The 23,822-nt window shown below is 52.8% G+C and carries 21 protein-coding genes, 5 tRNA genes and 1 pseudogene; 13 read left to right on the forward strand and 14 right to left on the reverse strand.

Annotated features, from left to right (window positions below):
• Positions 1 to 9 precede the first annotated feature (9 nt).
• Genes Q334_RS0101460 through Q334_RS0101470 form a run of 3 tightly spaced genes read right to left on the reverse strand, consistent with a single transcriptional unit; the run spans position 10 to position 1,635 of the window.
• Positions 10 to 1,014, reverse strand: coding sequence for an ImmA/IrrE family metallo-endopeptidase (locus Q334_RS0101460; protein ID WP_027311655.1), 1,005 nt, complete (start codon positions 1,012 to 1,014; stop codon positions 10 to 12).
• Between the two features lie 8 nt (positions 1,015 to 1,022).
• Positions 1,023 to 1,367, reverse strand: a complete 345-nt coding sequence (locus Q334_RS0101465; RefSeq protein WP_211249469.1) for a helix-turn-helix domain-containing protein — start codon at positions 1,365 to 1,367, stop codon at positions 1,023 to 1,025.
• Positions 1,360 to 1,635: a hypothetical protein gene (locus tag Q334_RS0101470; protein WP_027311657.1), complete on the reverse strand. Its 276-nt coding sequence runs from the start codon at positions 1,633 to 1,635 to the stop codon at positions 1,360 to 1,362. Before Q334_RS0101470 ends, Q334_RS0101465 begins: the two co-directional genes overlap by 8 nt.
• Before the next feature lie 332 nt (positions 1,636 to 1,967).
• Between Q334_RS0101470 and Q334_RS20215 the strand changes: the two genes are divergently transcribed.
• Positions 1,968 to 2,144: a helix-turn-helix domain-containing protein gene (locus Q334_RS20215; RefSeq protein WP_081414292.1), complete on the forward strand. Its 177-nt coding sequence runs from the start codon at positions 1,968 to 1,970 to the stop codon at positions 2,142 to 2,144.
• A gap of 14 nt (positions 2,145 to 2,158) precedes the next feature.
• On the opposite strand, the gene Q334_RS0101475 is transcribed toward Q334_RS20215, so the two are convergent.
• Together Q334_RS0101475 and Q334_RS0101490 are read right to left on the reverse strand one after the other, a co-directional pair.
• Positions 2,159 to 3,234, reverse strand: a protein-coding gene (locus tag Q334_RS0101475; RefSeq protein ID WP_155888939.1) for an IS3 family transposase whose coding sequence is annotated in 2 segments (ribosomal slippage) — positions 2,159 to 2,985 and positions 2,985 to 3,234 — 1,077 coding nt in all. Because the reading frame shifts where the segments join, the coding sequence is not laid out codon by codon here.
• A gap of 360 nt (positions 3,235 to 3,594) precedes the next feature.
• Positions 3,595 to 4,496, reverse strand: a pseudogene (locus Q334_RS0101490) (DUF6216 family protein).
• Positions 4,497 to 5,092: 596 nt separating this feature from the next.
• Here Q334_RS0101490 and Q334_RS0101505 point away from each other — a divergent pair.
• The gene (locus Q334_RS0101505; protein ID WP_027311663.1) at positions 5,093 to 5,932 is read left to right on the forward strand and encodes an NAD-dependent epimerase/dehydratase family protein; all 840 of its coding nucleotides are present in this window, start codon (positions 5,093 to 5,095) and stop codon (positions 5,930 to 5,932) included.
• A 330-nt stretch (positions 5,933 to 6,262) separates the two neighbouring features.
• On the opposite strand, the gene Q334_RS0101510 is transcribed toward Q334_RS0101505, so the two are convergent.
• From Q334_RS0101510 to Q334_RS0101525, 4 genes are all read right to left on the reverse strand, one after another.
• Complete coding sequence (locus tag Q334_RS0101510; protein WP_027311664.1) at positions 6,263 to 8,410, reverse strand: RelA/SpoT family protein; 2,148 nt, start codon at positions 8,408 to 8,410, stop codon at positions 6,263 to 6,265.
• Positions 8,411 to 8,422: 12 nt separating this feature from the next.
• Complete coding sequence (gene rpoZ, locus Q334_RS17600; protein WP_035460492.1) at positions 8,423 to 8,638, reverse strand: DNA-directed RNA polymerase subunit omega; 216 nt, start codon at positions 8,636 to 8,638, stop codon at positions 8,423 to 8,425.
• A gap of 91 nt (positions 8,639 to 8,729) precedes the next feature.
• Positions 8,730 to 9,356, reverse strand: a complete 627-nt coding sequence (gmk, locus tag Q334_RS0101520; RefSeq protein ID WP_035460493.1) for a guanylate kinase — start codon at positions 9,354 to 9,356, stop codon at positions 8,730 to 8,732.
• Positions 9,349 to 10,212: a YicC/YloC family endoribonuclease gene (locus Q334_RS0101525; protein WP_027311666.1), complete on the reverse strand. Its 864-nt coding sequence runs from the start codon at positions 10,210 to 10,212 to the stop codon at positions 9,349 to 9,351. The genes gmk and Q334_RS0101525 overlap by 8 nt, the downstream gene beginning before the upstream one ends.
• A gap of 149 nt (positions 10,213 to 10,361) precedes the next feature.
• On the opposite strand from Q334_RS0101525, the gene rph reads away from it, so the two are divergent.
• On the forward strand, positions 10,362 to 11,084 hold the full coding sequence (gene rph, locus Q334_RS0101530; RefSeq protein ID WP_035460636.1) for a ribonuclease PH: 723 nt from the start codon (positions 10,362 to 10,364) through the stop codon (positions 11,082 to 11,084).
• 89 nt (positions 11,085 to 11,173) lie between these two features.
• Here rph and Q334_RS0101535 read toward each other — a convergent pair whose 3' ends face one another.
• Together Q334_RS0101535 and Q334_RS0101540 are read right to left on the reverse strand one after the other, a co-directional pair.
• The gene (locus Q334_RS0101535; RefSeq protein ID WP_027311668.1) at positions 11,174 to 12,808 is read right to left on the reverse strand and encodes a methyl-accepting chemotaxis protein; all 1,635 of its coding nucleotides are present in this window, start codon (positions 12,806 to 12,808) and stop codon (positions 11,174 to 11,176) included.
• 142 nt (positions 12,809 to 12,950) lie between these two features.
• Complete coding sequence (locus tag Q334_RS0101540; RefSeq protein WP_027311669.1) at positions 12,951 to 13,730, reverse strand: exodeoxyribonuclease III; 780 nt, start codon at positions 13,728 to 13,730, stop codon at positions 12,951 to 12,953.
• Between the two features lie 248 nt (positions 13,731 to 13,978).
• On the opposite strand from Q334_RS0101540, the gene pyrE reads away from it, so the two are divergent.
• Positions 13,979 to 14,620, forward strand: a complete 642-nt coding sequence (pyrE, locus tag Q334_RS0101545) for an orotate phosphoribosyltransferase (protein ID WP_027311670.1) — start codon at positions 13,979 to 13,981, stop codon at positions 14,618 to 14,620.
• A gap of 110 nt (positions 14,621 to 14,730) precedes the next feature.
• Here the strand turns inward: pyrE and hisA are convergent, their stop codons facing one another.
• The 3 genes from hisA to hisB are packed head-to-tail and all read right to left on the reverse strand — an operon-like array spanning position 14,731 to position 16,769.
• The gene (gene hisA / locus Q334_RS0101550) at positions 14,731 to 15,468 is read right to left on the reverse strand and encodes a 1-(5-phosphoribosyl)-5-[(5-phosphoribosylamino)methylideneamino]imidazole-4-carboxamide isomerase (RefSeq protein WP_027311671.1); all 738 of its coding nucleotides are present in this window, start codon (positions 15,466 to 15,468) and stop codon (positions 14,731 to 14,733) included.
• 47 nt (positions 15,469 to 15,515) lie between these two features.
• On the reverse strand, positions 15,516 to 16,163 hold the full coding sequence (gene hisH, locus Q334_RS0101555) for an imidazole glycerol phosphate synthase subunit HisH (protein WP_027311672.1): 648 nt from the start codon (positions 16,161 to 16,163) through the stop codon (positions 15,516 to 15,518).
• A gap of 12 nt (positions 16,164 to 16,175) precedes the next feature.
• Positions 16,176 to 16,769 (reverse strand): imidazoleglycerol-phosphate dehydratase HisB, encoded by a 594-nt coding sequence (gene hisB / locus Q334_RS0101560; protein ID WP_027311673.1) that lies wholly within the window; start codon positions 16,767 to 16,769, stop codon positions 16,176 to 16,178.
• A 141-nt stretch (positions 16,770 to 16,910) separates the two neighbouring features.
• Between hisB and Q334_RS0101565 the strand changes: the two genes are divergently transcribed.
• From Q334_RS0101565 to speA, 9 genes are all read left to right on the forward strand, one after another.
• Positions 16,911 to 19,076: an AsmA family protein gene (locus Q334_RS0101565; RefSeq protein ID WP_027311674.1), complete on the forward strand. Its 2,166-nt coding sequence runs from the start codon at positions 16,911 to 16,913 to the stop codon at positions 19,074 to 19,076.
• 77 nt (positions 19,077 to 19,153) lie between these two features.
• A complete protein-coding gene (mutY, locus tag Q334_RS0101570; protein WP_027311675.1) occupies positions 19,154 to 20,200 on the forward strand; it encodes an A/G-specific adenine glycosylase in 1,047 nt (348 codons plus the stop codon).
• Complete coding sequence (locus tag Q334_RS0101575) at positions 20,197 to 20,469, forward strand: oxidative damage protection protein (RefSeq protein ID WP_027311676.1); 273 nt, start codon at positions 20,197 to 20,199, stop codon at positions 20,467 to 20,469. Before mutY ends, Q334_RS0101575 begins: the two co-directional genes overlap by 4 nt.
• Positions 20,470 to 20,558: 89 nt before the next feature.
• Positions 20,559 to 20,634 (forward strand) — tRNA-Phe (locus Q334_RS0101580).
• Between the two features lie 3 nt (positions 20,635 to 20,637).
• A tRNA-Leu gene (locus tag Q334_RS0101585) sits at positions 20,638 to 20,722 on the forward strand.
• A gap of 4 nt (positions 20,723 to 20,726) precedes the next feature.
• Positions 20,727 to 20,802: transfer RNA gene (locus Q334_RS0101590), tRNA-Phe, on the forward strand.
• Positions 20,803 to 20,898: 96 nt separating this feature from the next.
• Positions 20,899 to 20,985, forward strand: a tRNA-Leu gene (locus Q334_RS0101595).
• Positions 20,986 to 21,080: 95 nt separating this feature from the next.
• Positions 21,081 to 21,167 (forward strand) — tRNA-Leu (locus Q334_RS0101600).
• Positions 21,168 to 21,889: 722 nt separating this feature from the next.
• Positions 21,890 to 23,800, forward strand: a complete 1,911-nt coding sequence (gene speA / locus Q334_RS0101610; RefSeq protein ID WP_027311677.1) for a biosynthetic arginine decarboxylase — start codon at positions 21,890 to 21,892, stop codon at positions 23,798 to 23,800.
• Positions 23,801 to 23,822 lie beyond the last annotated feature (22 nt).

Raw genomic sequence — 23,822 nt, forward strand, 5'->3', positions numbered from 1 at the left:
GCGGTTGAATCACGCGCTTTCAGTTCCTTGAAGCAGAGCTTCCTTCGCCACAGGGGAAAGTCCATTCGTCAAATTTTCATAGCACGTCTCTGTACTATAACTATCGAGTGCTGGCTCTAGAGGGTTCCAGGCCTTCCGTTCACTTAGTCGAAGATGTGAGTGTCCTAATGAAGGTTTCGACACCAGATAATCTTGGTAATGAATTCCCCCAGCTATTAGTGCATCATCCGCAGATAGTTCAGAGGCGGATAGCATCAAGGGCTCGACGGAAAATCCTTCAGAAGCTGTCTCGTCCACAGTCCACACGTAACCAGTACCAGTATGACTTTTCAAACGCACTAGCATTTGGTCGTCAACGCGAGGTTCCAAAATAAAATCCTGATCTGACTCATCTAACAGCCAAACATCTCGTTGAGAGTTTTCGAGTGGTCTGCCCAACAACGAGCTTTTAATTTTTGCTGGCTGTGTACGTAATAGCTTTTCAACAATAGGTTTTTCAATCAATTCCAAGCGATTGAGGGACCAAGCGGTGGCTTGATAACTAATACCTAGTCTGAGCGAAAGTTGATACAGCACAAAGGGATGCGACAGGTCAGCGATGCTCCATCTCTTTTTCCGCATGATATTCGCAATCGCCCAGCGCGGAGCAACTAGGCTGTAGGCGAACCAATCAGCTTCTAACTCGGTTTGATTCGCTCGATAGCCGTAATCAAGCTGATCGTCTGTCGTCGTTTCATGCCCTAAAAAGAAGTGTCCGAGTTCATGTGCGCAGGTCATTTGAATGAGCCCGGCGGGGCGTTCAGAATTGACTAAAATACCGGGCTGTTTTTGACGCACAAAGGCACCAAACAATTTTTCTAATGGGCGCAGCATTACAATTACGCCGGCAGATTGTGCGATGCGGAATGGATCGACTCGAGTGTATCCCTCTTGGACGCGCCGCTTAGCGCCGGAATCACTAATGACTTCTGCGGCGCGAGTGGCTACTGTCCGGATCTGACTTTTGGTGAGCATCCTAACTCCTAGCTGGCGTCTGAAGCCCTTAAGAACTCAGCAAACAGGGCAACTTCTTCCTTATCCTTAGTGCTTAATCCTTTAGTGGCTCGTGCCAAGAAAGAAAATTGTTCGGGACCAGAATAAGCTGGCTCAGACCCGGTTAAAAGGTATTCGGTTGAGCGTCTATATATCTTCGATAGAAGATTTAACTCCTTGGTCTCAATCTCCCGAGCCCCCGATTCAATATCGACAATGGCTGAGTTATCTAGCCCCGTCATTTGGCCGATCTCTGCTTGAGAAAAACCCATGTACTCCCGCGCAGCTCTGAGGCGCTCAGCTATTTGAATCAGCTTTGCTTCAGCATCACCCATCTTCATTCTTTAGGTACGTGAGTACCCCCTCGGTAACTTCCTGAATGAATTGATCGCGTGACTCATATCCACCATTTTTAATTACAACATCTACTGGCACAGTCCTGCCGACCAGTTCATCAATGGCAATCATAGCTTCACAAGCAGTAAGAGAATCCATCGATGCGCCGAGATCATTGATAGAGGTTGGATCTCTGGAGACAGATATCTCCCGCTCATCCCAGAAATCACCCAGTGTCTGCTCTATTTGCTCTTGAAGTGTAGGCATCATTACGTCCAAAGATCGAACTGGAATTGATGATAAATAAAGCCATAAGGGTTTAATGGTTGCAATAGGTGGCTCTACGGCGACAACAACTTAGGACTATCCATATGCTTAGACTGCAGAGGAGCTCGACGCTTTGCAACCAAGAAAGCAGGGATCAATATGTAGATGACATTACAATCGTAAACGATGAAGCATTAATCAAAATGGTATATTTTGATAATCAAAGTATATCCTTTTGATTTAAAAGGACTTTTTTATCCTTTATCGTTTGACCATTCTTCATTCTTTTCTATATCCTGGACGATAAATGCACAATTTTAGGCCGTGTGTTTATGACGCCCTTCGGCACCTATCTTGAACATCTCAGGCGGAGCCGCCGCATGCAGCAGAAGCAGCTCGCCGATCTAATGGGAATCAATCCTTGCTATGTCAGCACCCTGGAAAGGGGGCGTAAGGGACCACCGTCGACAGCTGTTGACCTTTCCCCGAGATTAGTATCAATCCCTTGATGAGATTTTCCAGCTTATGCTGCCTGCTTGGCATACTCAGCAGGCGGCATGTAGTTCAGTGAACTATGTGGGCGAACATGGTTGTAGTGTTCACGCCATAGCTCGATTTCGTATCTCGCTTCGTCCAAGGTTCTGAACCAGTGCTGGTTCAGGCACTCGTTCCGGAATTTGCCATTCAGGCTTTCCACATAGGCATTTTGCGTCGGCTTTCCTGGCTGAATAAAGCCCAGTGTGACGCCCACTTCCTTACTCCAGAAGAACATGGCCTTGCTGGTAAACTCTGTCCCGTTGTCGCAGGTGACTTTGCTTGGCTTGCCTCGTTCTTCCATCAACTGGTCCAGGAATCTTGCGACCTGCCTGCCACTGATGGCAACAGAGACTAATTGACCGACCATTTCCCGCGAATAATCATCCACTACATTCAGTACCCGAAAGCGGCGACCATTGCTGAGTTGGTCTGAAACAAAGTCCATCGACCAACGTTGATTGGGTGCAGTTGGCACCTCCATGGGTAGCCTTGGCCGGGTTAGCTTCTTGCGCTTCTTAGTCCTAACCTGCAAGCCTTCCTCTGTATAGAGCCGATAGGTTCGTTTGCGGTTTTTGACCCAGCCTTCGCCTCTGAGCAAACCATGCAGCATCAAATATCCATAGCGAGGATATTGCGTCGCCAGCGCTTTCAGCCGCTGTCTGAGCCCATTGTCAGCCTTTGTCCTGGGTTGATAGCGAAATGCCGTCCGGCTCAACCCAGCCAGCTTGCAGGCCACACGCTCACTGAGACTGAAACCTTCAATCAAGTGTCGAGCAACAGGATTTTTTGCCGCTGGCGTTACCACTTTTTTGACAGCACATCCTTCATGGCTTCGACTTCCAACATCTTGTCGGCCAGCATCTTTTTGAGCTTGTTGTTCTCGGACTCCAGTTCTCTCAGCCGCTTCGCTTCATTTACTTCCAGCCCCGCATACTTGCTGCGCCAGTTGTAGAATGTGCCCGTGGATATGCCCATCTCTCGGCAAATGTCATCGACCTTTGCCCCTGCCTCATGCTGTTTGATGGTCTTGATGATTTGTTCTTCGGTGTAACGTTTCTTCATGTTGAGATCTCCATTGGCTCCAGTGTATTGGAAATCTCATCAACGTCATGGTCTTAAATTTGGGGGATAGGTCAGGAACTCTTTTCGATAACTGAAGCCGCGAAGCGTATGAGGGTACATCAGGAGTTTGCTTACCAGCTCGCCAATGCTGATCTCCTTGAAACACACTCCAGCAACCATTCGTCGGGGCAGCTGGTCAGCCAGAACTCGATAGACAAGTTCTTTTCGGAGTATGTCTTGCTGCGTGATCTGGCCCGAGAAGCCGGTCGGAGTTCGGCCAGTGTGATGAACGACTTGGCTTCTCGGGGGATTCAGCCGGTTGACGCTGATTGGGATCAGCAGCTGCGGCAGAAGGTGTATTTAGCTGGCGGTCTTGGGTGATGCTGCCTTTGTTTTGGATTCCTGGTCGGAGCCGGTGGCGGGCTCTTTACGCAGCCGCGCCAAAAGTAGCTTGTTGAGTAGATAGGGCCTAGCACGATTGGCGTCCGCTCTGCGAATTGCCTCTTTGAAGGAGTGAAAAGCTAAAATCCAGGAGATAACTACGAAAATCCAGAAAAGCCTTTGGTCTGCAATGACCTCATTAATGTGACTGGTGCTCTTGGGATCGCCAAAAGAGTTGCAGATGATCTGGATATTTTTTGGCTGCAGCTTTACTTGCTTCGATATCTCGACAGGATCGAAGGTCGATTGACTGCATAGTTCTGGAGAGATCCTCCAATCGCTACTTTTGTCACGAAAGGGGTTGTAACTGAAGCTGGATGCCGTTATTTCGTATACCCACATCCATTGCTCTTCGTCTTTGAATTTGAGCAGCGCAGAGCTGGCTGATGCAAGCGGGATTAATGGGGAGCTCAGCAATACAGATAGGAGTGTACCAATCAATGGCAAAGCCAGTTTCAAGGTATTGAGCTTTTTGACTTTCCGCTTCTCGAAATCGAACCAACGCTGGATGCTTGTGAAAGTTCGGGGTCTAAGTCGTGCCTCTCTATCCAGAGCCTAAAGCGCTGAATATCTTTGAGAGACTTGGCTCTCGTATTGAACAGCGCGTTGAAACGCTCAACGTCTTTCCGTTCATTCCAGTATTCGGCGACACTGCTGTCATGGAACTCTTTGCCGCCGATTACGATGGCGTAGAGCCGATTTAGCAGACCATATGATGTTCCCGCTCTCAGCCGGAACCAGATAGCTGCGAGCGCAGTAAAAATAACTGGTGAAAGCCAGGGCAATATGTCGGCTACAATCTTGAGGGCTGCTGCATCCATGGCAAATATTCCTTGTGTGTTGTAATGGGTCGGATAGTCGTTAGCGTACCGCGGAGAAGTATTCGGCGGAATCTCTCGTAATAGAAGAGCCGGACTAGACGCTGGTACTTGGCACAATCATGAGTGCCCTAGTGCAGTATTGAACATCATCGACTCATTGTGCGCAGGAGTCTCGGAATCCCTCGCAGAAGACGGATTAGGGTAGAGGTCTATGGAGTACCATCGTCTAACACAAAAGGAGGTCGAAGATCTCCGTAATGAAATGAAGCAAGCGGGGCAATGGGCGAAAGAGGTGCTCAAGCGTCGGAGGCAGTGCAAATCCCTCAAGGCGCAGGAGGAAAACTCTTCAACGAATCAGCACCATCTGCAGAATAAGCCGTAGCCCCTAGTAATCCATGTGGTTTCTAGCTGTATCTGTAACTGCATGAAATTTAAAGCATTTCATTGGTTATGAGATTTCGTGAGATTCATTGCAACATTGATGAGGTTTTTCGTGCACGCGAAGGCTGCTAAGTGTCTGTTTTTATGGAGTAAGGATTCTCAGAGGTGATGAGATCCGACAGCTATGACATCTGAACATGCATTGAGAAGATCCTATGAATCCAAGTGTATTGCTGGTCGGCATGGGCAAGTTAGGCGGTAGCCTGGCGCAGCAGTTAAGCCTGCAGGGTTGGCAGGTGACTGGCCTGTGCCGCACTCCCCGTCTTCATTCGCCTTATCCCCTGCACTATGTCGACTTGTGCCAGCAGGTTCCAACGTTACCAGCCTATGACTATGTAGTGGTGATGTTGACACCGGCGAGCCGGGATGAGGCAGGCTACCGAGCGACCTTTGTTCATGGCCTACAGCATTTACTGCAGGGATTGTCCCAGCCTCCGCAACGTTTGCTTTTTGTTTCCAGCACCAGTGTCTATCACCAGAACGAAGGGGAATGGGTGGATGAACAATCCCCGACTCAGCCCAGTGGTTATGCGGGGCAGGTGCTGCTGCAAGCGGAAGCCTTAGTGCGGGCCCTCCCTTACCCGACCAGCGTGCTGCGGCTAAGCGGGATTTATGGTGCAGGGCGCAATCACTTGCTAGAGCAGGTGTTGGCGGGGGTGGGCCAGGCTGAGCAGCCAGCTTATATCAGTAACCGCATTCATCAGCAGGATGTGGTGGGTTTTATCTGTCACCTACTTAACCTGGCGCTGCAGCAGCAACCCTGGCGGCCATGCTACCTGGTAACGGACAGTGAGCCGGCACCCTTGGCGGAGGTATGTCAGTGGTTGGCCCAGCAGTTAGGAGTGCAGTTGCATACCTTAAAAGGTCTGCGCAGTCGTGGGGGGAGTAAATATTGCCGTAACCATGCTGTCATTGAGAGCGGTTATGTTTTGCACTATCCCGATTATCGACAGGGTTATCAGGCCACATTGGTAGAGTTGGGTTACATAAAGTAAAAAATAGGAAAAATTCTTATTTATTTTTTGTTAAAGAGTGGCAAAATAGGTTTCCAAGGATGACCAGCAGGATGCAGTAGGCAGGATGCCTCAGGGGAGTTTAGGACGATGACGGATAGCCCGCCAGGATGGCCGCTCAGGATAGAGCACACAGGGATCAAGTAAGGATTACAGGTCAGACAAGGATTGTCCCCTCCCCCTTTTTTCTCCTACCTTTTATACCCTTCTCTTGTTTAGCAGTGCTCTGACAGCATTACCGCAACCTAATAGCTATGCCCTACTCTGCTTATACAAGCAAATTTCTCGTCAAGAAAAGGGTTCAGCCCAGCCTTATTGGCAGTTATGAATACGTTGGATCTTAATGACAGTTTTCAGGTGGCGTAGACGGCGCAGGACGCGTGCCAAATGGACGCGATCACGCACCTGCAGATCCATTTCCACTTCCAACAGATTGCCTGCCTGTTCATGGGTATCGATCCGTAGCAGGTTTGCTTCTGCCTGACTGATGGACAGCGCCAGGGAAGAAATAATCCCTCGCTGGGACTGTACCTGGGCCTTAAGACGGGTAGGAAATTCGCGGTGACGATGGCTATCCCAGGTGAGATTCAGGCACTTATCCGCCTTGTTCATCCATTCTTGGGTATTGCGACAGTGCGCGTGATGTACCATCAAATGACCACTGCTGAAGTGGCCAAGAATAGGATCGCCTGGGATAGGGAAGCAGCAACGGGCAAACTTGACCAGCATGGACTCGGAGCCGCTAATGGTCAGTGCTTGCTGGCTGTTGGTGGTTTTACTGACAGCGGTGCTTGTACTTTGCTCTTCGTTGTCGCGGGGGCGCAGGCGGTGGGCCAGAATATGGGCGGTATGCTGGCCTAGGCCGACATTCTCCAGCAGGGTGTCCCAGTTGGGATAATTAAACTCCAGCAGGATTTCCGCTTCAGCCACCTCACTACGGCTATCGAGACTGTAGCCAAATTGATTGGCCGCCTGGGTTAGCAAGCGTCGCCCGAGTTCAATGGACTCGCTCCGCTCCAGGTTTTTTAAATAATGACGAATACTGGAGCGGGCTTTGCCGGTGACGACAAAGTTCAGCCAAGCCATGTTGGGATGAGAGTTTTCTTTGGTGATGATCTCTACCGTTTGACCGCTTTGTAATGGACTGGATAAAGCGGCCAAATGGCCATCCAGATAACAGCCTACACAGGTATTCCCTACCTGAGTATGCACGCCATAGGCAAAATCGACTGGGGTCGCACCTCGCGGTAGCTCCATGATTTTGCCTTTGGGGGTAAAGACATAGATCTCGTCGGGAAACAGGTCTTCCTTAACGTGTTCGATAAACTCTAGCGAAGAGGCGGCCCGCTCCCGCATTTCCAACAGGTTGGCGACCCAGCGCTGGGCTCGGCTATGGCTGCCCTGTAAGCGGTCGCTGCTCAACTGCTGGTGGCTTTTGCTGCTCCACTGGGTCGCAATACCCAGATTAGCCACCATTTCCATTTCTTCGGTACGAATCAAGACCTCAAGCTGGAAACCTTTACCGGTAAAAAGCGTGGTGTGCAGAGCTTGATAGGCGTTGGCCTTGGGAATGGCGATGTAATCGGAAAAGGTGCCAGGCACGGGCTTATACAGGCTATGTAATGCCCCAAGGATGCGATAACAGGTATCGACCTTATCCGTGACGATCGCTACGACCTGGGTTGCCATAATGCTGACCAGGCGTTTGCGCTCGTGGTACATCTTGTTGTAGATGCTGTTGAGATGGCGCTGGCGCCATACTACCCGAGCACTGAGTTTTTGCTCTTGCAGACGCTGATGAATGCTCTGCTGCACCTGCTCGATTTGCTCTTTGCGTGACTCACGGGTTTTGTTGACCGCCGCCAGTAAGTGCTTAGAGCGCATAGGAAAATGAGCGGCAAAAGCGAGGTCTTCCAGCTCTGTCCGCATGAGGTGCATGCCCAGACGCCCAGCAATCGGAGCGTAGATATCCAGGGTCTCGCGGGCAATGCGGCGCTGGGAGGCAGGCTGCATCGCTCCCAGAGTGCGCATATTGTGCAAGCGGTCAGCCAGCTTAACGACAATGACGCGGATGTCCGACGCCATGGCCAGAACCATCTTCTGGAAATTTTCCGCCTGGGCTTCAGCCTTGGTGGCAAACTCCATTTTGTTGAGTTTGCTGACTCCATCGACTAAATCGGCGACGATTTCGCCAAATTGTGCATGTAGCGCTTTCTTGGGAATGCCGGTGTCTTCGATGACATCGTGCAGCATGGCGGCCATCAGGGTCTGATAGTCGAGCTGCATGGAGGCGAGAATATCCGCAACGGCGAGCGGGTGAATAATATAGGGCTCGCCGCTTTTGCGGTATTGACCATCGTGCGCTTGCTCAGCGTAGAAGTAGGCACGACAAACCTGCTGGATTTGCTCCTGCGGTAAGTAGCTGCCTAAACGCTCAGCGAGCGCATCAATGGTGGACATGAGGGCTCCTTGTTAAAGGTCGTCCTCTTCCTCGTCCTGGGTTTTGGGAGTAACCAGACCTTGGGCGATTTCACGCAGAGCAACCACGGTGGCTTTGTCGTTTTCCCAAGCAACTTTGGGATCGCGACCACCGGTGGCGAGCTGACGTGCACGCTTAGAAGCGACCATTACTAATTGAAAACGGTTATCAACGTTTTCCAGACAATCTTCGACAGTGACTCGTGCCATGGTGTTGCTGTCTACCTAAATTTATCTAGGGTTGAACAAAAAGTGAACGATTTCACCGCTTGAGTACAAGAGGCGCAAGTTTACGTGAGGCTCAGGATGCTGGCAAGAGCCGTGCCAACAGCTGTTGCTGCCGTTGCTGCTGGCTATTTAAACGACAGCGCTGAGCCTGAAAAATTGCCGTAAGCTGTCCCAGTGCCTGATTAAAGTCATCGTTAATAATCAGGTAGTCATATTCACTATAGTGTGACATTTCCGCCACTGCCTGACTCATGCGTTTGGCAATCACCTCGGCACTATCCTGGCCACGTCCCTGCAAACGTTCCTGCAAGGCTTCTTGCGAGGGGGGCAGGATGAAAATGCTGACGGTATCGGGGCGTTGCAAACGAATTTGTTGGGCGCCTTGCCAATCGATATCCAGAATGATGTCCTGTCCGGCCGCTAAGGCCGTATCCACTGCTTGCTTGGAGGTGCCATAGTAGTTACCGAAGACCTCAGCATGTTCCAGGAAGGCGTCCGCTGCGATCAGACGCTCAAATTCAGCATGATCAACAAAGTGATAATGCACGCCGTTCTCCTCCCCTGGCCGCATGGCGCGGGTGGTGTGGGAAACAGAGAACTGCACCTGATGATCCTGTGCCATCAAAGCACGGGCCAGGCTGCTTTTACCGGCTCCTGACGGAGCGGAAAGGATATACAGGGTTCCGCGACCGTTACTCAATGTTCTGCACCTGTTCACGCATTTGTTCGATCAATACCTTGAGCTCCACCGCCTGCTGAGTGGTCTCTGCAACGATGGATTTAGAGGACAGGGTATTGGCTTCACGGTTGAGTTCTTGCATTAAGAAATCGAGCCGGCGGCCAATGGAACCATTTTGGCGCAGCACCCTGCGTACTTCGATAATATGGGTGTCCAAGCGATCCAGCTCTTCGGCGACATCGGCTTTCTGTGCCAGCATGACCATTTCTTGTTCGAGGCGCTGGGGATCAAGCTCCAGTTGCAAGTCGGCAAATTTATCCAGTAATTGCTGGCGTTGGCGCTCAAGAATGGTAGGGAGCAGATCCCGTACTTTCTCCACTATTTTGCTCATGGCATCCAGACGCTGCTGAATCAGTTGGGCTAGTTCCTGGCCTTCGCGGCTACGGCTGGCGATCAGCTCCTGTAAGGCGAGGTCAAAGGCATCCAGACCGTCTTCCAGCAGCTCACTCATATCTTGTTCGCTGCTTTGTAGAATGCCTGGCCATTGCAGTACTTCCAAAGGATTCAGCTTGGCGGTTTTGGGCAGCAGTTCCTGTACCTGGTCACAGACCAACAGCAGGTTTTCCAACAGGTCTTGGTTAATGCTGAGGCTGTCGGCACCACTGTTAAGCTGATAGCGCAGGCTGCACTCGACTTTACCGCGCGAGAGCTGTTGGCGCAGGCGTTCGCGCAGAGCGCTTTCCATTTCGCGCAGAGTATCGGGTAGGCGGAAATGGGGTTCCAGATAACGATGATTAACGCTGCGGATTTCCCAGACCAGGCTGCCCCAGTTGCGTTGCACTTCTTTACGGGCAAAGGCGGTCATGCTTTGAGTCATGATGGTGCTAACCTCAGGCACTGCGTAAATGTGGATGATCTGGTATTCTACCCATCCCTGATTTCTTAAGCACCCATTTGGACAACCAAGGTAATTTGTGCATGAGTTCATCTTTGTCTGATCAGCTGAAGCAACTGGGTATCGATGCCATGCGTCCCAGTGGCCGCAGCCCGGATCAGATGCGCCCAGTGCGCATCACACGTCATTACACCAAACATGCGGAAGGCTCTGTGCTAGTGGAGTTTGGTGAAACCAAGGTGATCTGCACAGCCAGCGCCATTAAAGGGGTGCCTCGCTTCCTCAAAGGCCAGGGCCAGGGCTGGATCACGGCTGAGTATGGCATGCTGCCGCGTGCAACTAGTTCTCGCAATGATCGTGAAGCGGCCCGTGGTAAGCAGGGTGGTCGTACCCTGGAAATTCAGCGTCTGATTGGCCGTTCACTGCGTGCAGCGGTGGATCTGCGCAAACTGGGTGAAAATACCCTGACTATTGACTGTGACGTGATCCAGGCTGATGGCGGTACGCGTACCGCGTCTATTACAGGTGCCTGTGTGGCCATGGTCGATGCGCTGCGGGTGATGCAAGGTGATAAGAGCTTTGGCATCAAAAAGGACCCGCTGAATTTTATGTTGGCGGCTGTATCGGTGGGGATCTACAAGGGTAAGCCAGTGTTGGATCTGGATTACTTGGAAGACTCTGCGGCAGAAACGGATATGAATGTAGTGATGACCTCTGAAGGCGGCTTTGTCGAAGTGCAGGGTACAGCCGAGGGTGTGACCTTTACTAAAGCTGAAATGGACGCGATGTTGGCGTTGGCGGATAAAGGTATTGCTGAGCTGATTAGTTTGCAACGTCAGGCATTGGCTGAGTAAGTGCATTTGTTGCAGCAATAAATGCTATTAATGCAGAGGGAGCCGAATGGCTCCCTCTTAGTTTCTGTCGTCAGTGTTGGGTGACAGGGCTAGAGTTTAAACACGGCAATCTGTTGTTGTAGTTGCTGTGATAGTTCATTCAGTTGACGGCTGGCTTGAGCGGAGTCATTGGCGCCACGGTAAACCTCGGCCGCCATATCGCGAATGGCGATGATGCTGCGGTTAATTTCATCGGTGACGCTGCTTTGTTCTTCCGCGGCAGTGGCGACTTGGGCATTAATGGCGGACATATCCTGTACTGAGCGTTTGATGGTGTCCAGCGCATTGCTGGCCCGGTCGGCTTGCTCAGCGCCTGAGCGAGCTCGCTCGTGGCTTTCGGACATGACTTTAACTGCGTGTTGGGCACGATCGCGCAGGGTCTGGATAACGCCCTGAATCTCCTGGGTCGATTCTTGGGTGCGTTGAGCCAGGGTGCGGACCTCATCCGCGACCACCGCAAAGCCACGGCCTTGCTCACCGGCACGGGCGGCCTCAATGGCGGCGTTGAGTGCCAGTAGATTGGTTTGCTCGGCAATACTCTTAATTACTTCCAATACTTTGCCAATGCTTTCGCTATCAGATTGCAGGGTTTGGATCACGGAGTTGGCCTGTTCAACCGACTCGGTCAGTTCACGCATCTGGCTGACAGCGGTCATTACTACTTGATTGCCACGTTCGGTTTCGGTGCTGGCAGTGCGGGCGTTGTCTTCAGCATGGGCCGCATTATGAGAAATTTCGTTGACCGTGGCCGACATCTCATTCATGGCAGTGGCTACCTGATTGGTCTCCGCCTGTTGGCGCTCAGCATGACTGCGTGATTCGCTGGAGAGGGAGTTAATCTCGCTGGCCATTTGGCTGAGGCTGAGCACTGCCTGACTAACTTGGCCGACCAGCTGTTGTTGGCGATCCATCAGACCATCAAAGGCTTTGGCGGTTTTGCCAATTTCATCCTGGCCATCATAGTTAGCACGCAGACTGAGGTTGGAGTCAGCGGCAATGGTGCGCATGGTACGCTGGAGCAAATGGAGGGGCGGTACAATGGTGCGAAAGTTGAGCCAGCTAAAGAGTAGTACGAGGATAATGCCGAGCACCACCGCCAGCGTGAACCAGAAGCGTGCGCTGGCATAGAGGGATTCAATCAGCTCGCTTTCGTCTTTGGCGACATCCAGTTGCAGCTCGATCAGTTCGGTAATTTTGCTGCTGATAGGATCGATAGTGTCATACAGAGGACCATCATAATCCTGCATTTTGCCAGCGAGCTGGCCGGGGTTGGCACTAAGAAACTTTTCTACCTGATCAATGGAGCGGTTGGCATCAACGAACAGTTTTTCTGCTTCTTTTGCCAATTTGCTCTCGGTCGGGGTCAAGGTGGTTTGCATATAGGCGCGCCAGCGTTGATCAATCACGCTGCGGGCATCAACAATACCCTGACGGGCTTCAGCACCGCTCATGATACCGGCGTTAGCTTTATTGACGGCGTCAATCACATTGACTGCATAGAGGTCGGCAATCACCTTGAGATCACGTAGGGGAACAACCCTATCGTTATAAATGCTGGTCACGCCAGCATTGATACGGGCCATGATTAAGGTGGCGCTAATGGCAATGCCGATCACTAGGATCAGGGGAAGCAAGCCGGACAGGATGAGCTTGGTGCGCACAGTGATGTTTTGATAAAAGCGCATAAGCAGTTCCTTTCAACGAATAATTAGGGTGTAAAGGAACTATAGCGATTAGAGATATGAACAAAAGTCAGGAAGCGCTCTAGTGTTACTAGCGCGTTTTTTTGGCGGATTTGAGTGCGTAAGGAGAGAAAAGGCTGGAAGCTTAGGCTTCCAGCGCGTGATCGTAGTCGATAACCACGGCGGCGTGGTCGGAGAAACGTGGCTCTTTGAGGATACGGGCAGCTTTTACTTTACGGCCAAACTCCGAGGTGCAGACCTGGTAATCCAGGCGTGCCCCTTCGTTTAGTTCGAAGGCGCGATTGTAATGAGGCCACCAGGTAAATTGACGATCGGCCTGATTGACTTCACGGAAGGCATCGACAAAGCCCAGCTCATCGAACATCTCCCGCATAAAGGCACGTTCTTCCGGCAAGAAACCGGAGTTTTTCTGGTTGACGTACCAGTTACTGACATCACGAGGTTCGCGGGCAATATTCCAAGTACCGCAAAAGATAAACTGGCGGCGCTTACGCAGCGTCTTCTTCATGTGCGCCATCATATGCTCCAGGAACTCATCCTTGATGGCTTGCTTCTCCGGGTCATTTTCGCCGGAGGGCAGCAGTAAGGAGCCAATACTGACTTTTTCATAGTCAGCCTGGATGTAACGACCATGAAAATCGCACAGCTCGAAACCCAGGCCGGTCATCACTGCCTTAGGTTGGGCACGGCAATAAATAGCTACGCCGCTGTAGTTGTCTTCAGGCGCATCGAAGAAAAAGGCTTGGTAGCCCGGGGGGTGATATTTGGCATCGTCCAGCTGATATGCCTTGGCGCGCAGATCCTGCAGACAGACAACATCCGCATCCTGTTTGACTAGCCAGTCAAACAGCCCACGCTCGGTTGCTTGTTGGATACCTTGCACATTGAGAGTGATGACACGCATCAGTGACCTGATCCTATTACTTGGTCTGCCCCGGAAAGGGCGCTAATCATACCATAGTTGCTGGGCCCCGCCAGAACTGCTGACGGTGAGTGCGGCTAAGTTTACTTGCTTTGAATGTTGATAACTAGGTCAATAAGACTTTGGTTTAGCGTCAATTTGGCGTTATTGCTGCCTGAGCCAGGGGTTGGCGGCGTGGTGGGAGGCAGTACAATAGGCCCCTGTTCTGAACACAGCCGCAAGAGGTCCCCATGCAAGCCTATCAACGAGACTTTATTGAATTTGCCATCCGTCAGCAGGTGTTGCGTTTTGGGGAGTTTACCCTCAAGTCCGGGCGTAGCAGTCCCTACTTCTTTAATGCTGGCCTGTTTAACTCTGGTGCTGCCCTGGCCAAGCTGGGCCGTTACTATGCTGAGGCCATTGTTGATAGTGGTATTGAGTTTGATGTGATCCTTGGCCCTGCCTACAAGGGGATTCCCCTGGCGGCCGCCACGGTGGTGGCGCTGGCGGAGCATCATGGCCGCGACGTGCCCTATGTATTTAACCGTAAAGAAGCTAAAACCCATGGTGAGGGCGGTAATCTGGTAGGGGCTCCCCTGCAGGGGCGGGTATTAATCATTGATGATGTGATCACCGCCGGCACGGCGATCCGTGAGGTGATGACCTTGATTGAGCAAGCAGGCGCTACCCCTGCCGGGGTGGTGATTGCGCTGAACCGGCAGGAGCGCGGTAAGGCAGAGTTATCCGCCATCCAAGAGGTCGAGCGCGATTATGCGATGCCGGTGGCCAGCATTGTGAGCCTGGAGCACATTGTCGAATTCTTGCAGCAAAACGGAGCCGAGGCGACACAGCTTGCCGCCATTCAGGCTTATCGTGCCGAATATGGGGTGTAGGAGCAGGGGGTTAGCTTGTTGCTACAAAGGATGGTAGTTAACTAAGCAAAACTAACCCCAAAGAGCCGCTTGGGCCCTTTGGGGTTGATATCAATATCAGCAGAACTGCTTTAGCCCAGCAGTTTGTCGCACAGCGCCTGGGCTTCACGAACATCGAGCGTGCCTTCATAGATGGCGCGACCGGTAATGGCACCACAGATACCCTGGTGTGCGACCTTGGCCAGCGCCTCAATATCCGCCAGGTTGGTGACGCCGCCGGAGGCAATCACAGGTAATCCAGACTCCACCGCCAGTTGTACAGTGGCTTCAACATTTACCCCCTGCATCATGCCATCGCGACTGATGTCGGTGTAGACAATGGAGTCAACACCGTCATCACGGAAGCGCTTGCCCAGTTCAATGGCGCTGATATTCGACACCTCTGCCCAGCCATCGGTGGCGACCATGCCATCCTGGGCATCCAGGCCGACAATAATATGACCGGGGAATTCACGGCACATCTGGCTGACAAATTCAGGCTCTTTCACCGCCTTGGTACCGATGATGACGTACTGCACGCCAGCCTTCAGGTAGGTCTCAATAATGGCAGCGGAGCGAATGCCGCCACCAATCTGGATCGGTAGCTTAGGGAAGGCCTGGGCAATTGCCTTGACCACCTCGCCGTTGACAGGTTCCCCCGCAAAGGCGCCGTTGAGGTCAACCAGGTGCAGGCGGCGGGCACCAGCCTCTACCCAGCGGGCGGCCATATCGACCGGGTCGTTAGAGAAAACAGTGGAGTCATCCATCCGTCCCTGACGCAGGCGCACACACTGGCCATCTTTTAAATCAATCGCAGGAATTACAAGCATGCTCATACCTTTAGCTTGGGCAGGTGGCTGCCCTTAAACATCAAAATTTAGGGCTGGCCATCCCAGTGTAAAAAGTTACGCAGCAGTTGGAGGCCGGCGTCATGGCTTTTTTCTGGGTGGAACTGTACCGCGAAGACGTTGTTGTGACTGAGTGCCACATCGAAGTCGAGGCCATAGTGGCAACGGCCCACGACCATCTCAGGCTGGCTGGCATGGATATAATAGCTATGTACGAAGTAGAAGCGGCTGTTATCGCTAATACCCTGCCACAGGGGATGGGCGCGGCTTTGGCTGACCTGGTTCCAACCCATATGGGGCACTTTGAGCTTATTACCTTGCTGATCTTGCAGCGTATTGCCAAAAAAGTGGGCTTTGCCAGGCAGTACACCAAGACAGGGATAACCGCCATTCTCCTCACTGAAGTCGGTGAGTAGTTGAATGCCGACACAGATACCCAGCAAGGGTTTACCAGAAGCCACAACCTCGGCCACCAGTTTATCGAAGCCCAGGCGACGGATTTCGCCCATACAATCACGGATGGCACCTACGCCGGGCAAAATGACCCGGTCAGCAGCAAGAATGCGCTCAGGATCGTTAGTCACCCACACCTGTTCACCGGGCTTAACGTGCTCCAGGGCTTTGGCCACAGAATGCAGGTTGCCCATGCCATAGTCGATTACGGCAACGCTAGCCATGGCAGTCGCTCCTTACAAACAACCTTTGGTGGAGGGGGTAATGCCCTGCATGCGAGCATCTGCTGTTAGCGCCATCCGCAATGCTCGGCCAAAGGCCTTGAATACGGTTTCGGCCTGGTGATGGCTGTTATGACCCTTGAGGTTGTCGATATGCAGTGTCACCAGGGCATGGTTGACGAAGCCCTGAAAGAATTCGAAAAAGAGTTCGGTATCCAGACCGCCAACACTGGCACGGGTAAAGGGCACCGCAAAGTGCAGGCCAGGACGGCCGGAGAAGTCTATTACCACCCGTGACAGTGCCTCATCCAGAGGCACATAAGCATGGCCATAACGGCTGATGCCCTTTTTATCGCCAATCGCTTGGGTAAAGGCTTGGCCAAGGGTGATGCCCAGATCTTCAACGGTATGGTGCGCATCAATATGCAGATCGCCCTGGGCATGGATGTCCAGGTCAATCAGGCCGTGACGGGCAACCTGCTCCAGCATATGGTCGAGGAAGGGAACCCCGGTCACGCACTTGAACTGGCCGGTGCCATCGAGGTTCAGGCTGACGCTGATCTGGGTTTCCAGGGTGTTTCGGGTAACGCTGGCGGTACGCTCGGCCATGCGGCTCTCCACTGCTGTGATCTGGACGGAAAAAGGTCAATTTGGAGGCGAAAGTATAAAGGTTTGCGCTTTCAGTGAGAACGGTTAAGGCGCGATTGGGCTACAATCGCTGCTGGATCTTAGCAGTAGAGGGACATCATCATGGCCAAGATTGCGAAATTAATAGGCTGGTTGCTGGCAGTGGCCCTTGGCCTGTTAGCGTTGTTATTGGTTTATCTGTTCACCGCCTTTGACCCCAATGACTACCGGCAGCAGCTGCGCGAGGAGCTGCAACGGCAAACGGGGCTAGAAATCAGCTTAGATCAACCCTTGGGCTGGTCGATTTTTCCTACCCTGGCACTGGAGCTGCATGAAGTACAGGGCCGTTATCCGCAACAAGCCAATCTGTTGTTTTTACAGCGAGCCCGTATCGGGGTCGATTTGCCCGCCTTGCTGAATGGCCAGCTCAATTTGCAAGCTCTGCAGGTAGAAGGTTTGGAGCTCAGTCTGGTGCGTGATGCCCAGGGTAAGGCGAACTGGCAAGCCCCGCAGACGGCATCTGGCGACAGCGCTAGCGCAGGAAAGGCGGAGGAAGGTGCCAGCACCACCGACGCACAGCCCCTGGCGCTAGCTATCGAATCGCTGCAATTGCGTGAGGTACGGGTCAGTTTGGATGATCAGCAGCAGGGCCAGCGTCTGCAGTTAGGGCCGTTAGCCTTAACGGCGGAGCAAATTCGTCTGGGGCAGGCCTTTCCGGCTCAGTTAAATTTGCCGCTGAGTCGGGCGCAAGCAGGGGAGGTACAGCAGTTGCAGTCCGAGTGGCAGGCGCAGGTGCTGCTTGATCCGGAGCGTCAGCTGTATCAACTGCAAGATCTCCGTATGCAAGGCAAGGTGGAAGGCGTCCTGACCCAGCCTGTGCCCCTATCGTTGGCAACCCAGCTGCAGTTTGATGCCAAACTACAGCGATTAACCTTGCATGATGGCCGTCTCGAAGTTGATCAGCTGCCGTTGCAATGGCAGTTGGAATGGTTATTGGACCAGGGTGAAGGTAAGGGGCAACTGGAGCTGCCCAGCACTGATTTGGCGGCATGGTTACAGCGCCAGGGATTCGTGCAGGATTTGCCTGAGGGAGCCCTCAAACAAGTCGCACTGCGTAGCCCCTGGACCTGGCAGCAAGGGCGTTTGAGCCTGACGGACATGCGCTTGCAGTTGGATGCCAGTCAAGGGCAAGGACTGTTTAGTCAGGATAGTCAGAGCGGCATGAGCCAGCTTAAGTTAAAGCTGGATCAGCTCAATCTAGACCGCTATCAGGCATCTGCGGCGAACAAGGCCTCTGCACCAGCAGCCACCCCTGCAGCTAATGACAGCCAGGCCACGGCGGGGACGGAGGCTGAGGCTGAAATTCTGCCACAGCAGTGGTTGGCTAAGGCGCAATGGATGCTCGATCTGGAGGTGGCGAAGCTACAGACCCAGGGTGTTGAGATGCAAGGCGTGAAGCTGGTGGCCAAGGCTAACCAGGGTAAACTTGATGTCAGTCAGTTGGCGCTGCAGGTAGCGGGCGGCAGCATTCATGCTAAAGCGCAGGTACAGGCAGCGGTGCAGCCGATGCAAAGTCATTTACAGTTGCAGGCGGAGCAGGTGGCGATCGAGCAGGTGCTTAGCCTGTTGGGGCAACAGCCCCTGTTCGAGGGACGGGCTCAGTTAAGGGCCGCTTTGAATGTACAGGGTAATAGCCAAGCTGCCTGGACCCGCAGTCTGGCTGGTGAAGCCAAGGCCAGTGTGGCAGAGGGATGGTTGCGACAAGTAAACCTCACCCAGCAGCTGTGTGAGGGCATCGCGACCCTTAATCAGGAGCCCCTGACTGCACCTCCCAGTGCGGATACGCGCTTTCTTGGTGCGCAACTGAGCAGTCAAATTCAGCAAGGTCAGGTACAGATCACCCAGTTGCAGGCCCGCCTGCAGGGAGCCAGTGCTGAGGGGCAAGGCTTGGTACAGCTACCGCAGCGGCAATTGGATATGGGTGTTGCGGTCACGGTAGAGGGGGACACCAGTCAGCAGGCCTGTACGATTAACCCTAAGTTTCAGGGTTTAGCCTGGCCTCTGCGTTGTCAGGGCAGCTTAGATGCGCAACCGGATAGTTGGTGTAAGGCCGATGCAGCTGGCTTTAGCCAGGTGCTGGGGCAGTTAGCGGCCCGTGAGGCTCAGCGTAAGGCGGCAAAAGAGGTCAACCGGGCCTTGGAAAAGCAAGCCGATAAACTGAGTGAGCAACTTGGCGGCGAAGGTGGTGAGGCGGTGAAGGGGTTACTGAAAGGGTTGTTCGGCCAGTAACCCTTTATAAGGGCTGCCGTTGGCAGCCCAGCCCAGCCTATAATGCGGGCACATTAGACAAGATCTTAACTATTACCGTGACACCTGAAGCTTTCTCCCAGGCGGTGCTGAGCTGGTTTGATCAGCATGGTCGCCATCAATTGCCGTGGCAGTTCAATAAAACACCTTATCGGGTGTGGATCTCGGAAATCATGCTGCAACAAACCCAGGTCGCTACCGTGATCCCGTTCTATCAACGCTTTATCCAGCGTTTTGCGGATGTGCAGCAGCTAGCTGCGGCGAGTGAAGATGAGGTGTTGCACTATTGGACCGGGCTGGGCTATTACAGCCGGGCGCGGAATCTGCATAAGGCGGCCAAGATTCTGCTGCAGAACTATGGCGGCGAGTTTCCAGCTACACTGCAGGAAGTGCAGAGCTTACCGGGTATTGGACGTTCAACCGCCGGGGCGATTTTATCGATCAGTCGTGGGGTTTGGGCGCCGATTCTCGATGGTAATGTGAAGCGGGTGCTGTGCCGTTTCCACGCCCTGGCCGGTTGGCCTGGGGATAAAAAAGTTGAGCAGCAACTGTGGCATTACGCCGAGCGTTATACCCCTCAGCAACGGGTGGGCGACTACAGTCAGGCGATGATGGATTTGGGGGCAACCCTGTGCACTCGTAGCAAGCCCAGTTGTTTGCTCTGCCCATTACAGACCCACTGTCAGGGCTTGGCGGAAGGGCAGCCTAGTCAATATCCCCACCCTAAGCCGCGTAAAACTTTACCCCAGCGTCATACTAAAATGCTGATGCTACTGAATGAGCGGGGGGAGGTGTTGTTAGAGAAGCGTCCGCCGAGCGGTATCTGGGGAGGCTTGTGGAGCTTTCCGGAAGCTCCCGATCAGAGCAGCTTGGAGCAGTGGTTACAGGCTTGGCAGGTGGAACAGCAACAGTGTTGGCCACGCTTGAGTCACACCTTTAGTCACTTTCAATTGCATATTGAGCCCTGGTTGTGGCGCGGCCTCAGTGTGCGGCAAAGCATGGAAGGTCGTCAGCAGCTTTGGTATAACCTGCAAGCGCCGCCGCAATTGGGCTTGGCTGCACCGGTTAAAGCCCTATTGGCTCGGTTAGAGGAGGAGTTAGCATGAGTCGTCAGGTATTTTGTCGTAAGCATCAACAGCAGTTGGAAGGCTTGGAGCGTCCGCCTTTCCCAGGGCCGAAAGGGCTGGATATTTACGAAAACATTTCCAAGCAAGCTTGGCAGGAATGGCTGGCACACCAGACCATGCTGATCAATGAAAAACGTCTGAATATGATGGATCCCGCCTCGCGACAGTTGATTCAAGAGGAGATGGGGCGTTTCTTCAGCGGTGAAGACCTCACCAAAATTGAAGGCTACGTGCCGCCGGAGTCTTGACAGTTTTGAGGCGGCTGGTTAGAGTTGCGCCCGCTTGACGCGTATGGCATTGACAGAGACTTGCCAATCCTTATAATACGCGCCTCGTTGCCCAGATAGCTCAGTCGGTAGAGCAGGGGATTGAAAATCCCCGTGTCGGTGGTTCGATTCCGCCTCTGGGCACCACTTGCGGAAGTGGTGAAATTGGTAGACACGCTGGATTTAGGTTCCAGTGCCGCAAGGTGTGAGAGTTCGAGTCTCTCCTTCCGCACCATGATGCCCAGATAGCTCAGTCGGTAGAGCAGGGGATTGAAAATCCCCGTGTCGGTGGTTCGATTCCGCCTCTGGGCACCATCACAAAAGGCTGAAAAAGCCTGCGAAAATTTGTGATGGGGTGGCTTGCAAAGCCACAATTTTTGCGTAAGATACGCAGCACTTCGCGAGCCGCATGCAGATGTGGCGGAATTGGTAGACGCGCTAGCTTCAGGTGCTAGTGTTCGCAAGAACGTGTGAGTTCGAGTCTCACCATCTGCACCAAATCCGGCTCGCAAGTAACAGGTAAATCACCTGGCTTCGCTTTCTGGTTAAACCAATATTGTGCTTAAACCGAGTAGAAGCAAAACACGCCCTACGCAGATGTGGCGGAATTGGTAGACGCGCTAGCTTCAGGTGCTAGTGTTCGCAAGAACGTGTGAGTTCGAGTCTCACCATCTGCACCATAAAGTCCGGCTAATGCCGGATTTTTTGTTTCTTTTCCCTGTATTTTAATGACTTGTCTGAGCGCGACCTGGCGGAAAAAAATCTTGCCTTTGCGCAAAAATCACGTATAAATCCCCCCCTCGTGTTCAACTACGCATCAGAGTCTTATGTTTAACAGGGCCTGAGTGTACGCCCCAAGTCTGCTTTTGCACTTGCCGGCCGTGCACTTCACAAGTGACGGTTAGCAGGGTGCTCCCCTGAGGCTATGCCTTTCTTGAATCCCCCTTGCTTGTGCTCTTACCCTATTAGTCATGGCTTTGTTTATTGAGTTGACGCTCAGAAGTGAGGATCACGGGTGTGTCCGTTACTTGAGTGGCTTTAGGGCCTAAGTGACGGTGGGGTAGCTGAACTGGATTTCACTGCGTAGAGCTTCTATGCTCCCCCCATACCTACTTATGTAGGAGGCACCATGATCTGGTTGAGGTGTTGGCAAATGCGCCGATCTGAACCAGTAACCCTGGAGGTGATGCGTGAGGGCTTCAAACAAGCAGGTATCCACAGCCTGGTGTGCAGGCCGGAACAGCATGTTGGCGTCGCCTGATTGTGCACCTTCAGCCCGGAGCCAAGACGCTGTCTTGTCGAGGGCATCTTCGCTTAATGTTCGTAGTCCGGTGGCGTGTAAGCCGCCGGGTGTCCCAGCCTGGTGCTGGTTATCTCCATTACTGTTAAGGCAACCGATGCAATGAGCACGTGGAACAGCCGCGATGCACTGAAGCTTTATAACATCCCCTATTGGGGTAATGGCTATTTTGACGTCAATGAAACTGGCGATGTGGTCGTGCGTCCACGTCGGGACAAAGAGGCAGAGGTTAGTTTGCCCGAGTTGTGCCGGCAGTTGCACGAGAAGGGGATAGCCTTACCAGCCTTGGTGCGTTTTACCGATATTCTGCATGATCGGGTGAACTCGCTTTGCCGCGCCTTCCAGGATGCGGTGCAGTATTACAAGTACAAGGGACAGTACACGGCGGTTTACCCGATTAAAGTGAACCAACAGCGCCGCGTGGTTGAGGGGCTGCTGGATAGCCAGCGTCGTGATCCACTGGCCAGGGTGGGCCTGGAAGCAGGCTCCAAGCCAGAGTTAATGGCGGTACTGGCGTTGTCCGAGCAAACCAATTCCTCGGTGATTATCTGTAACGGTTATAAAGACCGGGAATACATTCGCCTGGCGTTGATTGGCGAGTCCCTGGGCCACAAGGTTTATATCGTTATCGAGAAGCTGTCAGAGCTGGATTTGGTCTTACAGGAAGCCCGAGAGCTGAAAGTGCAACCGCGTCTTGGTCTGCGGGCGCGTCTGGCTTCCCAGGGTAAGGGCAAGTGGCAGAGCAGTGGTGGAGAAAAGAGTAAGTTTGGCTTGTCGGCTTTCCAGATTCTCCAGGTAGTGGAAAAGCTGAAAAAAGCGGATTCTCTCGACTCTTTACAGTTGTTGCACTTTCACCTGGGTTCACAGATTGCCAATATCCGCGATATTCAAATGGGGCTGCGTGAATGCGCGCGCTTCTATGCTGAATTACGTCAGCTCGGGGCACCGGTAGATGTCGTGGATGTGGGTGGTGGTCTGGGTATCGACTATGAGGGTACCCGTTCTCAGAGCACCTGCTCGGCGAACTACTCCATGAGTGAGTACGCCAGTAATGTCGTCTATGCCCTGTCCGAGGTGTGCGCCGAGAGCAACTTGCCGCACCCTAATATCGTCAGCGAATCTGGCCGTGCGCTTACTGCTCATCATGCGGTGATGCTAGCCAACGTAATTGATATTGAAGCACCGAAAGAGGTGCAGCCTGTGCGTCCGGGGGCGGCGGATCCAAAGATCCTGCACTCTCTTTGGGCCGCTTATCAGGAAGCGCTGACCGAGGCGGATGAGCGTAATGTGGTAGAAATTTACCACGATGCTATTTATGACATTGCCGAGGTACAGTCGCTCTATACCCACGGTATGATCTCTATTACCGAGCGTGCTAAGGCGGAGCAGATTTATCTGGCGATCTGTATCCAGATTCGCCCCTGGCTCAGTCTGAAAAACCGTGCGCATCGTGAAATTATCGATGAGCTGAATGAAAAGCTGGCTGATAAGCTGTTCGTCAACTTCTCGGTATTTCAGTCTTTGCCTGATGTGTGGGGGATTGAACAGGTATTCCCGGTGCTGCCGATCAGCGGTCTGGATCAGGAGCCGACGCATCGTGCCATTATTCAGGATATTACCTGCGACTCGGATGGCACCATTGAGCACTACGTGGATGGTCAGGGGGTGGAAAGCACGCTGCCCGTGCCGCCCTATAATCCGGAAAACCCCTATGTAATGGGCTTTTTCTTGGTAGGGGCTTACCAGGAAATCCTCGGTGATATGCACAACCTCTTTGGCGATACCCACTCCATGGATGTGCAGATCGATGATGATGGCCAATGGCAAATTACCAATGAGGTAATGGGGGACAGCGTGGAGCAGATTCTGCGCTACGTAAACTTCGATTCGAAGAACTTCCTCGAAGCCTATCGGCGCCAGCTGGCCAACTCCAGTATGAGTGCAGAGTTGCAGGCAGACTGCCTGGCATTCCTGGAAGAGGGACTGGCGGGTTATACCTATCTCGAAGAGTAAGGGATAACTCGTTAAGGAGCAG

Origin of the sequence: Balneatrix alpica DSM 16621 (assembly GCF_000619885.1) — a bacterium.
GTDB lineage: Bacteria > Pseudomonadota > Gammaproteobacteria > Pseudomonadales > Balneatricaceae > Balneatrix > Balneatrix alpica.